The organism is Rhizobium sp. USDA 4016 (genome assembly GCF_056279705.1).
In genome coordinates, this window is sequence record NZ_JBWCCY010000002.1 from 2095532 (window position 1) to 2109192 (window position 13661).

The 13661-nt window shown below is 61.6% G+C and carries 13 protein-coding genes and 1 pseudogene; 9 read left to right on the forward strand and 5 right to left on the reverse strand.

The annotated features are described in order from the left end of the window. The first annotated feature begins 6 nt into the window (after positions 1-6). The 5 genes and pseudogenes from ACZ9DP_RS11085 to ACZ9DP_RS11105 all read left to right on the forward strand — a co-directional run. Positions 7-1458 (forward strand): sugar ABC transporter ATP-binding protein, encoded by a 1452-nt coding sequence (locus tag ACZ9DP_RS11085; RefSeq protein WP_476201653.1) that lies wholly within the window; start codon positions 7-9, stop codon positions 1456-1458. Continuing rightward, positions 1455-2402: an ABC transporter permease gene (locus tag ACZ9DP_RS11090; RefSeq protein ID WP_476201655.1), complete on the forward strand. Its 948-nt coding sequence runs from the start codon at positions 1455-1457 to the stop codon at positions 2400-2402. Before ACZ9DP_RS11085 ends, ACZ9DP_RS11090 begins: the two co-directional genes overlap by 4 nt. Continuing rightward, positions 2399-3349 (forward strand): ABC transporter permease, encoded by a 951-nt coding sequence (locus ACZ9DP_RS11095; protein ID WP_476201657.1) that lies wholly within the window; start codon positions 2399-2401, stop codon positions 3347-3349. The genes ACZ9DP_RS11090 and ACZ9DP_RS11095 overlap by 4 nt, the downstream gene beginning before the upstream one ends. Before the next feature lie 14 nt (positions 3350-3363). Then, on the forward strand, positions 3364-4278 hold the full coding sequence (locus ACZ9DP_RS11100) for an SMP-30/gluconolactonase/LRE family protein (RefSeq protein WP_239601333.1): 915 nt from the start codon (positions 3364-3366) through the stop codon (positions 4276-4278). A gap of 49 nt (positions 4279-4327) precedes the next feature. Then, a pseudogene (locus ACZ9DP_RS11105) lies at positions 4328-4767 on the forward strand (ATP-binding cassette domain-containing protein); the annotation flags it as partial. Positions 4768-4868: 101 nt separating this feature from the next. Here ACZ9DP_RS11105 and ACZ9DP_RS11110 read toward each other — a convergent pair. Together ACZ9DP_RS11110 and ACZ9DP_RS11115 are read right to left on the reverse strand one after the other, a co-directional pair. Continuing rightward, positions 4869-6317, reverse strand: a complete 1449-nt coding sequence (locus ACZ9DP_RS11110; protein WP_476201659.1) for an ATP-binding protein — start codon at positions 6315-6317, stop codon at positions 4869-4871. Continuing rightward, entirely contained in the window at positions 6314-7036 is a 723-nt protein-coding gene (locus ACZ9DP_RS11115; RefSeq protein WP_074071349.1) for a response regulator, read from the reverse strand. The genes ACZ9DP_RS11110 and ACZ9DP_RS11115 overlap by 4 nt, the downstream gene beginning before the upstream one ends. 360 nt (positions 7037-7396) lie before the next feature. Here ACZ9DP_RS11115 and ACZ9DP_RS11120 point away from each other — a divergent pair, with 360 nt between their 5' ends. The 4 genes from ACZ9DP_RS11120 to ACZ9DP_RS11135 all read left to right on the forward strand — a co-directional run bounded on the left by ACZ9DP_RS11120 (position 7397) and on the right by ACZ9DP_RS11135 (position 11267). Continuing rightward, positions 7397-7786: a c-type cytochrome gene (locus ACZ9DP_RS11120; protein WP_476201661.1), complete on the forward strand. Its 390-nt coding sequence runs from the start codon at positions 7397-7399 to the stop codon at positions 7784-7786. Positions 7787-8160: 374 nt separating this feature from the next. Continuing rightward, complete coding sequence (locus ACZ9DP_RS11125) at positions 8161-8631, forward strand: (2Fe-2S)-binding protein (protein WP_476201663.1); 471 nt, start codon at positions 8161-8163, stop codon at positions 8629-8631. A gap of 10 nt (positions 8632-8641) precedes the next feature. Next, positions 8642-10819 (forward strand): xanthine dehydrogenase family protein molybdopterin-binding subunit, encoded by a 2178-nt coding sequence (locus ACZ9DP_RS11130; protein WP_476201665.1) that lies wholly within the window; start codon positions 8642-8644, stop codon positions 10817-10819. Positions 10820-10925: 106 nt separating this feature from the next. Beyond that, positions 10926-11267, forward strand: a complete 342-nt coding sequence (locus tag ACZ9DP_RS11135) for a hypothetical protein (protein WP_476201667.1) — start codon at positions 10926-10928, stop codon at positions 11265-11267. 126 nt (positions 11268-11393) lie between these two features. Here ACZ9DP_RS11135 and ACZ9DP_RS11140 read toward each other — a convergent pair whose 3' ends face one another. From ACZ9DP_RS11140 to ACZ9DP_RS11150, 3 genes are read right to left on the reverse strand one after another with little or no spacing between them, the layout of a single operon-like run. Then, entirely contained in the window at positions 11394-12335 is a 942-nt protein-coding gene (locus ACZ9DP_RS11140) for an ABC transporter ATP-binding protein (protein WP_476201668.1), read from the reverse strand. Positions 12336-12357: 22 nt separating this feature from the next. Then, positions 12358-12993 carry an ABC transporter permease gene (locus ACZ9DP_RS11145; protein ID WP_476201670.1) on the reverse strand — a complete coding sequence of 212 codons (636 nt, stop codon included), beginning with the start codon at positions 12991-12993 and terminating at the stop codon, positions 12358-12360. Continuing rightward, the gene (locus ACZ9DP_RS11150) at positions 12990-13622 is read right to left on the reverse strand and encodes an ABC transporter permease (RefSeq protein ID WP_194731593.1); all 633 of its coding nucleotides are present in this window, start codon (positions 13620-13622) and stop codon (positions 12990-12992) included. The genes ACZ9DP_RS11145 and ACZ9DP_RS11150 overlap by 4 nt, the downstream gene beginning before the upstream one ends. Positions 13623-13661: the final 39 nt, after the last annotated feature.

Sequence of the window (13661 nt, forward strand, 5' to 3'; positions counted from 1 at the left end):
GGCAGCATGAATGACGTATTGAAGGCCGTGATCGCAGTCGATGGCGCCAAGGTGAGCTTCGGCGCGGTCAGGGCACTCGACGGCGTGACGCTCCATGTCATGCCGGGCGAATGCGTCGGGCTCGTCGGACATAATGGAGCTGGAAAGTCCACGATCGTCAGCGTGATCAACGGCGGCCTCACACCGCACGAAGGAATCGTCGCGAGCGACGGCGAGCGGCTGGAGCGCTATGGCATCAACGTCGCGCGTGCCCGCGGCGTGCGTTGCGTCTTCCAGGAACTTTCGCTCTGCCCCAACCTCTCCATCGTCGAGAACGCGCGCATCATGCATCGCGATCTCGGTGGCTTTGGCTGGCGGAGGCGTGCCGCAAAAATCATTGAGAAGAGCCTCGACACCGTCTTTCCCGGCCATGGCATCGATAGCACCCGGACCGTGGGAGATCTCTCGATCGCCGAGCGGCAGATGGTCGAGATCGCCATGGCGTTTTCCGACGCCGGCATTCCGCCGCGGCTAGTGATCCTCGACGAACCGACCTCGTCGCTCGATGCAAGCCTTGCTCGCCAGATGCTCGACCATGTCCGCCGCTTCGTTGTCGCGGGCGGGTCCGTCATCTTCATCTCGCATATCCTGCACGAGATCCTCGAAACCTCCGACCGCATCGTCGTCATGAAGGACGGCCGCGTTGTCGCCGAACGTCCGGCGCACGGCTTCGACCATCATGGCGTCGTGGAAGCCATGGGCACCGTTGCGAAAGAGGAGACCGGGCAGCGCTCGGCGCGCGAACAGTCCACCGCTCCGCTCATTCTGTCTCATCAGGCAGCGGGTCTTTCCTTCATGGCGCGCAAGGGCGAGATCATTGGACTGGCGGGTCTGGCGGGCCACGGGCAGACCGAGCTCCTGCTCGCCCTGCATGCCTCCCAGTCCGGCAACTGGCTGCCTGAGCGTGATCCGCTCGTCACCTTCGTCGCCGGCGACCGCCGCCTCAACGGCGTCTTCGAGCTGTGGAGCATCCTGCGCAACTTCTCCATCGCATCGCTCGGCGACCTGTCCCGGCGCGGCCTCATCCTCACAAGCGAAGAGGGGACGAAAGGCGCCGACTGGAAGCGGCGGATCGAGATCCGCACGCCCGATATGAACAACCGCATCCTGTCGCTTTCCGGCGGCAACCAGCAGAAGGTACTCTTCGCGCGCGCGCTTGCGACGCGCGCTCCGATTGTCCTGATGGACGATCCGATGCGCGGCGTCGACATCGGGACCAAGCAGGAGGTCTACGCGATCATCCGCGAGGAAGCGGCGCACGGCCGCACCTTCATCTGGTACTCGACGGAGATGGACGAGGTCCGCCTCTGCGACCGCGTCTACGTCTTCCGCGAGAGCCGTATCGCGGCCGAACTCGCCGGCGACGCCGTCAACGAGACGAACATTATCGCCGCCTCTTTCGAGGGGGTCGCCGCATGACGTTCCGGCTCTCGTCCGACGCCATGCGTCTTGCCATTCCCGCCCTGTCGCTGACGATGCTGCTCGCCGCCGTCTTCTGGCTGCAGCCCCGCGCCATGAGCTATGTCGGGCTCAACCTGCTATTCAACCTGGCTGTGCCCATCGCTCTCGCGACGATCGCCCAGATGCTCGTGATGGCCGTGAACGATCTCGATCTATCGATGGGCACCTTCGTCAGCTTCATCGCCTGCGTAACCGCGACCTTTCTGCGGGATGCCCCCGTGACCGGCGTTCTGATCCTTGCCGGCGCGATCGCAACCTATGCGGCGCTCGGCGTCGTCATCCATCCGCGCAACCTGCCGTCCATTGTCGTGACCCTCGGCATGAGCTTCGTCTGGGGCGGCCTTGCCGTACTGCTGCTGCCGTCACCGGGCGGGCAGGCGCCGGACTGGGTGCGCTGGCTGATGACCGTCAAGCCCCCGTTGGCGCCGATGGCTATCGTCGCCAGCATTGTCGTCGCCGCCGTCGCCCATCTCGTCGTCATGCGGTCCTCGCTCGGCGTGCTTATCCGCGGCATCGGCGGCAACCAGCGCTCTGTCGAGCGCGCCGGCTGGTCGATTGTCGGGGCGCGCGCCGCCGCCTATGGCCTTGCCGGCTTTTTCGCGGTTCTTGCTGGCATTGCCCTCGTCGGCCTGACCACCTCAGCCGATGCTAATATCGCGCTGCGCTACACGCTGCTGTCGATCGCCGGCGTGATCCTCGGTGGCGGCGAGTTCATCGGCGGCCGCGTCTCCCCTATCGGTGCCGTAATCGGCGCGCTGACGCTGACGCTCGCCGGCTCGTTCTTGTCCTTCCTACGCATCTCGCCGGACTGGCAGATCGGGGCTCAGGGCGCGATCCTGATCATTGTGCTCGCGCTCCGCCTGATGCTGAACCGCCTCGAGAAGCGGGAGAAACGCCGATGACCCCCCTCCTGCGCCTTTTCGGCAAACCCTGGATCTGGTCGTGGTTTGCCGCCTTTATCGTGTGGTTCCTGACGATCATGGTGACGCTCGGCGCCAGCACGCTCGGCCTATCGCAGGCCGCGCTCACCTTCGCGGCCTTCTCGGTCATCGTCGGGATCGGCCAGATGTTCGTCATCACGCTCGGTCCCGGCAACATCGATCTCTCGGTTCCCGCCACCATGACGCTTGCCGGCACGGTGGCGCTGAAGCTTATGAATGTCGAAAACGGCATGATCCTGCCCGGCCTTCTTGTTGTCATCGTCATCGGCCTGGTCGTCGGCCTCTGCAATTACGCGCTCATCAAGGCGCTGCGCATTCCGCCGATCATCGCGACGCTTTCCATGAGCTTCATCGTGCAGTCCGCCGCGATCTGGACGAATCGGGGATTGCGCATCAAGCCTCCGAGCGTGCTTGCGGAGTTCACCACGTCGAACACGCTCGGCGCGCCGAACGTGGCGATCGTCGCGCTCCTCATCTCGATCCTCGCCTGGTTCCTGCTCGAGAAGACGATCTACGGGCGCTGGATCTCAGCAATCGGCCAGAGCATGCCGGCCGCGCGCATGGCGGGCATACCGGTCGACGGCACGCGCTTCGTAACCTACCTTTTCTGCGCCGTGCTCGCATCGGTCGCAGGTTATCTGCTCGCCTGCTTCTCCGGCGGCGCAGCGCTCAACATGGGCTCGGAATATCTCCTGATGTCGATCGCCGTCGTCGTCATCGGCGGCACGGCGGTCGCCGGCGGCGATTCCAACGTGCCGGGCATCTGGGGCGCATCGCTTTTCATGTTCCTAGTCGTTTCCATGCTCAACACCTACGGGCTCGGCGCGGGCATCCGCCTCATCATGACCGGCCTCATCATCATCAGCGTCATCATGCTCGCCGGCGATCGCCGACCTGGCATGCGATAAACGGAAAGACCGCCATGGCCGAGGCCGACATCTACGAAATCCACGACCCGCGCTTCCGGCAGATGATCGTGATGAGCGCCGGTCTCGACGAACTCTATTCCGGCTGCCGCTGGGCGGAGGGTCCCGTCTGGTTCAACGACGCGAACCAACTCCTGTGGAGCGACATTCCCAACCAGCGCATGATGCGATGGACACCCGAGAGCGGCGTCTCCGTCTATCGGCAACCGTCCAACTTCACCAACGGCCATACGCGCGACAGGCAGGGACGGCTCATCTCCTGTGAGCATGGTACGCGCCGAGTCACACGCACCGAGGTCGACGGCTCGATCACCGTGCTCGCCGACCGTTTCGAGGGCGCTCGGCTCAATTCGCCGAACGACGTGGTGGTCAAGTCCGACGGCACGATCTGGTTCACCGATCCCACCTACGGCATCATGTCGGACTACGAAGGCTATCGCGCGGAGCCGGAGCAACCGACCCGCAATGTCTACCGGCTCGATCCGACGACCGGCGAGCTTGCGGCGGTCGTCACGGATTTCATCCAGCCGAACGGCCTTGCCTTCTCGCCCAACGAGACAATCCTCTACGTGGCGGATTCGGCAGCAAGCCATGACGAAAGCCTACCGCGTCACATCCGCGCTTTCGACGTGGTCGATGGCAGACGGCTCGCGAACGGTCGTGTCTTCTGCCTCATCGACAACGGCATTCCGGACGGCATCCGCACAGACGTGAACGGGAACCTCTGGTCGAGCGCCGGTGATGGCGTGCATTGCTTCGACCCGACGGGCAAACTGATCGGCAAGATCCGCGTACCGCAAACCGTCGCGAACCTCACCTTCGGCGGGCCCAAACGCAACCGGCTGTTCATCGCGGCAACCCGCTCGCTCTATGCACTTTACGTCGCTGTGACAGGCTCTCAGCTGCCATAGGATCATGATATTGCCTTGACAGGATTTGAACTAAAGACCCGTCATTCCGATGACGATGGCCGACCGGATCGTTGTAATGCGAGATGGTTACGTCGAGCAGATTGGATCGCCGCTCGAGCTCTATGAACGACCAGCTAACCTGTTCGTTGCCGGTTTCGTCGGTTCGCCTGGTATGAACTTCATCAAGGAACGATCAGCGCTTCGGGACCACTTGAATTCGTTGCCGATGGAGGCGCAGGCTGCCGGTTCTGGGAATGTGTCGATGGCGAGAGGAAAAGAAGTCATCTATGGCATCCGTCCAGACCGCCTGGCCAATCACGGAGAAACAAGCGCCAAGGTTCGGTGATCGAACCTACAGGCGCCGAGACTCAATGGGCACGTTCGAGAGCGGCTTGACCTGCGAGCAGGCGATGTCATCGCTGTAAAACCGATCTCAAGAAAGTGCATCTTTTCGATGCGAAGACAACGAAGCGGCTATCAGCGAGCTAAAGACGGCACGGGCTTAAGGCCGGCGGGTAGCACACGTCAAATGAGATACAGTCATCGACTGGCGTAAACTTCGGCGGCAACTGCTACCTTACCCATCGACTTCAACCAGAAATCACCTTGGGCAGAGAGACAGACGCCCGCAACCCCGGCCACTTCTGCGCCGGCCGATTCTGGGAAAGTACGATATCTCCACCGTGGTGGCGGACGATGGCTCGGGCGATCGAAAGCCCCAGCCCGACGCCGCCAGTCTCGCGGCTGCGCGACTGCTCGAGGCGGAAGAAGGGCGCGAACACCTGTTCGGTTGCGTTTTCGGGAATGCCGGGGCCGTCGTCCTCGACGACGATGTCGATCGTCGTAGGCGTATGAAAGAGATGGACCCTGGCCTCGCCGCCGTAACGGACCGCGTTTTCGACCAAGTTGCGGATGGCCCGGCGCAGGCCTTCGGGGCGGCAGCGATAGTTGATCTTCGCGCCTTCGGAAAATTCCACGTTCTGCCCTAGTTCCGCAAGGTCGTCACAAAGGCTTCCAACAAGCGCGTTGAGCTCGATCGTCCTGGTTTCCTCGACGGTCGCCTCCCCTCGTGCAAAGGCAAGCGTCGCCTCCGTCATCGTCTGGATTTCGTCAATCGTCGCCAGCATGCGTTGCTGTACGTCGGGATCCGAAACGAATTCGGCGCGCAGACGCAAGGATGTCAGCGGCGTGCGCAGGTCATGGCTGATCGCCGCAAGCATGCGCATCCGATCCTCAACGAAACGATGCAGCCGCGACTGCATCCGATTGAACGCCTCCGCTGTCTGGCGGATGTCGTCGGGCCCGGATTCGGGCAGCTTCTCCACGGTCTCGCCCCGCCCAAGAGCCTCGGCGGCCGAGGCGAGCCCTCGCAGCGGCCGGGTAATGCGATTGGCAGTGAAGACACCGATGATCGAAAGAACAATCGCCGTTATCCCGAGCGAGAACAGCGATTGCGTGTTCCAGAGCGTGCTCGGCATCACCTTGTGATAGGCGGAATTCAACCAGCTGCCGTCGCTGAGCCGGACGGCAAGCCCCATTCCGTTCGTTTGATCGAAATAGAGGAACTTCGCCGGATGCGGCAGGGACCATGGTCCAGACGCCAAGGTGGTCCAGTCATCCGAAGCGTTTGCAGCCGCGAAGAGGCCGGGTTCATAGCCAAGCTTCGCTGGCAGGTCCCTCGGCTGCACCTGCCAATTCCGACGTGGGTCGGGCAGGTTCGGCAATGGTTTTGCAAGCTGTGCTACTGCCACCGTCCGCCACTGGTCCGCATCGGCCGGATCGCTGGCGGAAATCCAGAAGCGCGAATAGCCTGTTCCACTGGCAAGCAGGACGTCCTGGCGAAGGGGAACAGGCAGGGATTCGAGCAGCCTCGCAAGCGATGCGGTGCGGCTGAAGAACTCGCCCTTGGCGGCCGCCCGCAGGGCCTTGTCGCGCTCGTCCCAGGAGATAAGGAATGCAAGGGCCTGCGATATAACGAGCGCAAGCAGCATGAAGCCGATGAACTGGGCAGCAAGGCTCCTTTTCCACCATCGCGTCATCCGGATGCCACCTCCGCAGAAAAGCTGTAGCCGCCACCCCAATGGGTCTTGATGATGGCGGGATTCTTCGGATCGAACTCGATCTTCTTGCGCAACCGGCTGACCTGGTTGTCGATGCTGCGATCGAAAAAATCGGCGGTGCGGCCGACGGTGAGATCGAGAAGCTGGTCGCGGCTGAGGACGAGACCCGGATGTTCCAGGAAGGCCTTTAGCAGGCGAAACTCCGCGGTGCTGAGCGCGATACCGACGCCGTCCTCGCCGATGAGTTCCCGGCGCCCGACATCGAGCCGCCATTGATCGAAGGTCACGGTTTTCGCCTTGATCGTCTCGCGCTGCTGCGGCGGCAGGCTATTGACCCTGCGCAGCACCGCCCTGATGCGCGCCAGAAGCTCCCGCGGGTTGAAGGGCTTGGTGAGATAGTCGTCGGCGCCGAGCTCCAGCCCGATGATGCGGTCGGTATCGTCCGCCATCGCCGTCAGGAATATGATCGGTATCTCCAGTGTACCGCGCAGCTGGCGACAGACTGACAGACCATCCTCGCCCGGCATCATGACATCGAGAACGATCAGGTCCGGGGCGCCGCGTTCGACGATTCGCCGCAGCGCCGCGCCGCTTTCGGCGACGCTGACATGGTAGCCCTGCTGGGAAAGATACTTGCCGACAAGGTCACGGATGTCCCGGTGATCGTCTACGACGACGATATGGGGTGCCGATTGCATGGAGCGCCTCGCGCATGGGATGAAGACATGAACGGCAATATAAAATGACGGAAAAATCCCGGCATCTCCAAAAGTGTATCAAAGTTTGTCAAAACCGGCGATCCGGTTACCTGGCGAATTGCTCGCCCTTCCAAGGAATAGCCTGAACTGGCGTATCCGTCTTCGGTCCGGCCCCAAGCGCGTATGGATGCAATCCGGACGGCTTGAGACATTTCGCGACAATTTTCCTGCCCGTCTGGCACATCTCTGCGACAAACCGCCCTTAGCCTGCAAGCGTCGAAACGATCGACAGCGAAGCAGCCGTTCATCTGCATCCGGGCAGTCTCAACGATGCAAGACGCAATGACGTGAGGATTTTCGATGAAACCAATCTGTCTCGGTTCAATGCTGGTGTTCTCGCTCTCGCTCGCGGCTGCCGGCCAGGGCCTGGCGCAGGAGCCGGTCAATCCGGAGGGCGAAAGGCTATTTCGCACCCGCTGCGGCACCTGCCACAGTGCCAACAGCGGCGAAAACCGGATGGGACCGCATCTTTCCGGCCTTCTCGGCCGGTCGGCGGGAACCATCGAAGGCGCACGCTATTCGAAAGCGCTCGGCGGGTCCGGCATCGTCTGGGACGAGGAAAGGCTGCAGGCCTTTCTCGCCAATCCGCGGCAGGTCGTTCCCGGCACGACGATGACCGTCAGTATTCGTGACGAGGCGCAGCGATCGGCGATCATCGCCTATCTGCGGAGCCTTTCCGCCGCCAACTAGGACGATGCGCCAGGCGGGGAAAAGACGGAGCGGAAGCTCCGGTAGCAGCCAGAGATCGGACCGTCCGTCTCAGGCAATTCAAACTTCAACCAGAAGTGAGGCATCCATGAAGAATTTTCTCATCGCATTCGCAGCCTCCGTCGGCCTTCTTGCGGCGGCAGGCACTGCCTTGGCTCAAGGGTCCGGTTGCACCCGGCTCCAGTCCGCCAGCTCGCAATCGCAGCCAGTTCCTCCGGCCGACCAGTCCGGATCGGACGCGCAGCGCAACGCCGGCTGACCAGGATACCACACCTGCATCCTGATCGAGCGGCGTGCGATGGCGGGCAAAACCGCCATCGCATCTGGGACTTTCTTTCAAGAGATTGGAGCATGTCATGGTTCAACTCACCATTAACGGCGTGGTCCGCGATATCGACGTGGATTTGGAAACGCCTCTTTTATGGGTCTTGCGCGAACAGGCCGGCCTGACCGGCACGAAGTTCGGCTGTGGCATTGCGCAATGCGGCGCATGCACAGTGCATATCGACGGCGTCGCCACGCGCTCCTGCGCTATGCCGGTCAGCGCGATTGACGCAAACCAGCAGATCGTCACCATCGAAGGGCTTTCCCCGGATGGCTCCCATCCGGTCCAACAGGCATGGCTCGCGCTCGACGTGCCGCAATGCGGCTACTGTCAGGCCGGAATGATCATGGCGGCCACCGCCCTGCTGAACACGACCCCGGATCCTACGGATGACGATATCAACGCGGAAATCACCAATATCTGCCGCTGCGGCACCTATAACCGGGTGCGGGCTGCGATCAAGCTCGCCGCTGCAAACAGCAGTGCCGCGCAGAAAGGCTGAGGGTAGAACGATGAATGATGTGGTCACGCTATCACGCCGCAAGTTTCTCATCGGTACGGCCGCGGCGGCCGGCGGATTTTCACTAGGCTTTCAGATTCCGCTGTCGGCAAATGCCGAGCAGGCGGCATCGGATATATTGCCAGAAGTCAATGCCTGGGTTCTGATCCATCCGGACGACACTGTCGTCATCCGCATCGCCCGCTCGGAAATGGGACAAGGCACGCTCACGGGACTGGCGCAGCTAGTTGTGGAAGAGCTCGAATGCGACTGGTCCAAGGTTAGGACCGAATATCCGACGCCCGGGGAGAGCCTTCGACGCGAGCGCGTCTGGGGCAGTTTCTCGACCGGGGGCAGCCAGGGGATTCGCGGCTCGCACGAATACGTCAGGCAGGGCGGAGCCGCCGCACGCGAAATGCTCATTGCAGCCGCCGCCAGTACCTGGAATGTCCCGAGTTCCGAATGCACGGTCCAGAACGGCATCATCACCCATCCCGCTTCCGGACGTACGACGTCGTATGGCGCCGTGGCGGCGCTTGCCACACAGATGCCGGTTCCAAGCACTATCGCGCTCAAGGACCCGAAGGACTGGAAGATCGCCGGCAAGCCGCTTCCGCGGCTCGATACCGCCGACAAGCTCACCGGAAGGCAGATCTATGGCGCCGATGTGCAACTGCCCGGAATGCTGAACGCCGCGGTGAAGGCCTGCCCTGTGTTCGGTGGCAAGATTGCAAGCTTCGATGCCGCCGCCGTCGCGGCGAGGCCGGGCGTGCGCAAGGTCGTGCAGGTCGATGAGGCAACCGTGGCCGTGGTTGCCGAGACGTGGTGGCAGGCGCAATCGGCGCTCAACGCGTTGCCGGTCGCCTGGGACGATGGTCCGAACACCGCCGTCACCAGTGCCTCCATCGCCGCAATGCTCGCCGAAGGCCTCGATGCCGACGATGCCTTCGTCGGCACTTCGATCGGCGATGCGCCCGCAGCACTTGAGGGAGCAGCGCGGGTCGTCACGGCAACCTATTCCTTCCCCTATCAGGCCCATGCCACGATGGAGCCGATGAATGCGACGGCGCGATATACGCGAGATAAATGCGAGGTGTGGGTGCCGACGCAAAACGGCGAAAGCAGCCTTGTCAACGTGGCGGAAGCCTCCGGCCTGCCGATCGGACAATGCGAGGTCTACAAACTGCATCTCGGCGGCGGCTTCGGCCGGCGCGGCGCCAACGAATCCTATGTCCGCCAGGCGGTCACGCTCGCCAAGGAGTTTCCGGGCACGCCGGTCAAGCTGATCTGGTCGCGCGAGGAGGACATGCTGCACGGCTCCTATCACCCGACGACGCAGTGCAGGATGCGGGCCGCGCTTGATGCCGACGGCAATCTGACGGCGCTTCACATGCGTATCAGCGGTCAGTCCATCCTCTCCTCGCTCCGTCCCCAGATGTTTCGTGAGAACGGTCACGATCCAATCGTGTTCCAGGGGCTGAACGCCAGCGGCAGCGAAGGTGTCTTCGGCTACACCGTCGCAAATCTGCTCATCGACCATGCCATGCGCAATCCTCCAGTACCGCCCGGCTTTTGGCGTGGCGTGAACCTCAACCAGAATGCCTTCTACGTGGAAAGCTTCTTGGACGAGCTTGCCGATGCGGCCGGAATCGATCCCCTCGATTTCCGCCGGAAGCTGATGGCCGACCACCCGAAGCATCTGGCAGTTCTGGAAGCCGTTGCCGAGCGCATCGGCTGGGAAACGCCGGCGCCGCAAGGCATATACCGTGGCCTCGCGCAGATCATGGGTTTTGCCAGCTATGTCGCCGCCGCCGCGGAAATCTCCATCACCGACGGACAGTTGAAGATCCACCGCATCGTCGCCGCGACGGATCCCGGTCATATCGTCAACCCCGCCCAGGCCGAACGCCAGGTCGAAGGGTCCTTCGTTTACGGTCTCTCCGCCTGCCTCTACGGCGAATGCACAATCAATGGCGGCCGCGTCGAACAGGAGAATTTCGACACCTACGAGGTGATGCGGATGGAGCAGATGCCGGCGGTCGAGACAATCATCATGCCGTCCGGCGGCTTCTGGGGAGGCGTTGGCGAACCGACCATCGCCGTTGCCGGACCGGCCGTTCTGAACGCCGTCTTCGCCGCTACCGGCAAACGGATCCGGCAACTGCCGTTCAAGAACAATAACCCTTCATGAACAAGGGGAGATGCAGCTTTTTATAGGCGGAAACGGGTTCCGCAACGAATGCTGGAGACCCTCCTTACGGAACCTTGCCCCCTAGAACCAACCACGCGAGTTTGTCATGCACGACGAAGACAGAGATCAAAAGCCGGACTACCTGGAAGAGCGTCTGGACCGCCGTCGGCATGCTATATCCGACTACTTCGTCGGCCTCGCACTTTTCGCATTCTCCATTCTGGCGATGGCGATAGGCCTGGACTCCGCGCCGGCGCACACAACTCCGGCCTCCGACCGACCCCTGTCGGCATTCGTCATCGCGAGACCCGCAACGCCCTGCATCGACGGCAGGATGCCGGCGGGAGGCAGCTCGGAGGCAATGAGATTGCGCCATGTTCCGAACATCAACACGATACTCGCCCCTCGCAAAGTGTCGTCGAGATTGGACGCAAACACCATGCTGTAGGGGCTGGCGATGGATAGTGGATGAGCGTGAAACCTCAAATTAACTTCGGGTTGAACCGACCAGCAAGATTTAATGAAATCTCGAAGCATGTTAACAGTGTGAAACAAGTTCATGGGTGTGCGCAGACTAGAGCCGATTGGCGCGTAATAAGGTGTCACGAGACAAATATCCCGCAAGCGTTCCGTTGGCGGCTCTGACGTGCAGACCCGGCATTTCGCCGGAGAGGATGAGCGCCAAGGCGTCGTGAACCGTGGCATCAGCGGCGATTTCGGCGTCCCCCTTGAACGGTTCCGGCGTGGTCATGATCATCGATACGGGGATTAAGCTCAACCTTTTTATGGCTCGGTCGGGGCCGAGGAAATTCTCGACAAATTTATTGACGGGACGCGCAAGGACCTCTTGCGGGGCGTCATATTGAAGGAGGCGGCCATCCCGCATGATCGCAATGCGATCACCCATCTTGATTGCCTCGTCGAGGTCATGCGTGACGATGACCACCGTCTTCTTCGCCTTCCTGAGAATATCGCGGAATTCGTCCTGAAGTCGAACGCGGGTGATCGGATCGATCGCGCCGAACGGTTCGTCCATCAGCATGATTGCGGGATCGGCGGCGAGAGCGCGCGCGAACCCGACGCGCTGACGCTGCCCACCTGACAATTCGTGTGGCAGGCGCTGCCGCATGATGGCCGGATCGAGGCCTACGAGATCCAGGAGCTCGTCAACCCGACGATCACTGCGCGCCTTATCCCAGCCAAGAAGGCGCGGCACGGTTGCGACATTGCGTGCGATCGACATATGCGGAAAGAGACCAACTTGCTGAATGACATAACCGATGCTGCGCCGTAGCTCTTTCTGATCGACGCGGGCGATATCTTTGCCATCGACCAGCACGCGTCCCGTCGTGGGCGTCTCCAATTGATTGATCATGCGCATGGTCGTGGTCTTGCCGCAGCCCGAAGGGCCGATCATCGCAACCGTCGTACCGGTCTCGATCAAGAGATCGAGATTGTCGACCGCATGCTGGCCGCTTCCGTCGTAATTCTTCGTAACATGATCGAGATGAATCATACTGATATCCGTTTTCGGCCGCTTAGCGCCGTTGAGTGAAGATGCGCTCCAGAGCGCTGAACGCCAATTCCGCAAAGATTGCGAGCAGGGCTATTGGAACCGCTCCGACAAGAAGGCGCGGCATGTTCATGATCGCAATGCCGGCATTGATGAAATCGCCAAGTCCGCCGCCGCCGATGAAGGAGGCCAGTGCCGCACCGCCGATGACTTGGATGGCACTCGTCCTGACACCTGACAGAATCGACGGAACGGCCAGAGGAAGTTCGATTTCCCGCAGCATCTGCCCGGTGCTCATGCCCATTCCTTTTGCCGCATCGATTACGGAAGTGTCGATCTCGCGGATACCGATGATCGTGTTCAACAACAGCGGCGGTACGGCAAGGACGACGAGGGCGGTCATAGACGGTAACAATCCGATGCCGAGGAATGGCATCGTCGCCGACAGGATCGCGAGGCTCGGTATAGAGCGCAGAGCGCCGGCAATATTGACCACCGCGAAGGCGGCGCGAGGTGCCCGTGCGACCGAAAATCCGAGCGGCACGGCAATGACAAAGGCTATGCCGAGCGATAGGACGCACATCAGAAGATGGCGATGGAAAGCGTTGAAGAAGGCGCCGGAGTTGTTGAAGATCCAACTGAATGCATCGATGACGATCATGCGGCTTTACCTCCACTGCGACGGCGCAGCAGCTTTTCGAACGATGCAAAAAAATAGTCGGCAAAGAGCGCCAGAAATGACGTCAGCAGTCCGCCTGCGATGATCTTTTCGGGAAATCGCTGATCGATGCCTTCGAAAATGATGACGCCCAGGCCGCCGGCATTGATATAGGCGGCAACGGTACCGATGCCGATTACCGTCACCATGGCAATGCGGATGCCGCCGACGATATAGGGCATCGCCAGCGGCAGCTCGACTTCCCATATCCGGCGCGCCGTGCCGTAGCCCATGCCATCGGCGGCTTCTAGTATGTCACGCGGAATAGCCTGGAACCCCATGCCGATATTGCGGATCAGGATCATCAGCGAATAGGCGGCAAGTCCGGTAATAGCGGGTGCCGCCCCGATACCCATGACGGGAATGAGAAGCGCAAACAGCGCCAGGCTCGGCACGGCGAACAGGATACCGGTCAAGACGACGATAACGGCAAAACTCCGAGGCCGCCTTGCAGCCCATATCCCGACGATCATCGAGATCACCAGGGCAATCCCAACTGAGGAAAAAACGAGATACAGGTGCTCCAGCAGCGCTTCGAGTAGCCGGTCGAGGTGTTTAGGGACCCATTTCATCGTCGAGACCTCCGTGTCCGGGCGCTCGTTCGCCACCGT

What these genes read in the sequence shown, in the direction of transcription:
- ACZ9DP_RS11085 (WP_476201653.1), top strand. Translation starts at nt 7, where the DNA reads ATGAATGACGTATTGAAGGCCGTGATCGCAGTCGATGGCGCCAAGGTG.
- ACZ9DP_RS11090 (WP_476201655.1), top strand. Translation starts at nt 1,455, where the DNA reads ATGACGTTCCGGCTCTCGTCCGACGCCATGCGTCTTGCCATTCCCGCC.
- ACZ9DP_RS11095 (WP_476201657.1), top strand. Translation starts at nt 2,399, where the DNA reads ATGACCCCCCTCCTGCGCCTTTTCGGCAAACCCTGGATCTGGTCGTGG.
- ACZ9DP_RS11100 (WP_239601333.1), top strand. Translation starts at nt 3,364, where the DNA reads ATGGCCGAGGCCGACATCTACGAAATCCACGACCCGCGCTTCCGGCAG.
- ACZ9DP_RS11110 (WP_476201659.1), bottom strand. Translation starts at nt 6,317, where the DNA reads ATGACGCGATGGTGGAAAAGGAGCCTTGCTGCCCAGTTCATCGGCTTC.
- ACZ9DP_RS11115 (WP_074071349.1), bottom strand. Translation starts at nt 7,036, where the DNA reads ATGCAATCGGCACCCCATATCGTCGTCGTAGACGATCACCGGGACATC.
- ACZ9DP_RS11120 (WP_476201661.1), top strand. Translation starts at nt 7,397, where the DNA reads ATGAAACCAATCTGTCTCGGTTCAATGCTGGTGTTCTCGCTCTCGCTC.
- ACZ9DP_RS11125 (WP_476201663.1), top strand. Translation starts at nt 8,161, where the DNA reads ATGGTTCAACTCACCATTAACGGCGTGGTCCGCGATATCGACGTGGAT.
- ACZ9DP_RS11130 (WP_476201665.1), top strand. Translation starts at nt 8,642, where the DNA reads ATGAATGATGTGGTCACGCTATCACGCCGCAAGTTTCTCATCGGTACG.
- ACZ9DP_RS11135 (WP_476201667.1), top strand. Translation starts at nt 10,926, where the DNA reads ATGCACGACGAAGACAGAGATCAAAAGCCGGACTACCTGGAAGAGCGT.
- ACZ9DP_RS11140 (WP_476201668.1), bottom strand. Translation starts at nt 12,335, where the DNA reads ATGATTCATCTCGATCATGTTACGAAGAATTACGACGGAAGCGGCCAG.
- ACZ9DP_RS11145 (WP_476201670.1), bottom strand. Translation starts at nt 12,993, where the DNA reads ATGATCGTCATCGATGCATTCAGTTGGATCTTCAACAACTCCGGCGCC.
- ACZ9DP_RS11150 (WP_194731593.1), bottom strand. Translation starts at nt 13,622, where the DNA reads ATGAAATGGGTCCCTAAACACCTCGACCGGCTACTCGAAGCGCTGCTG.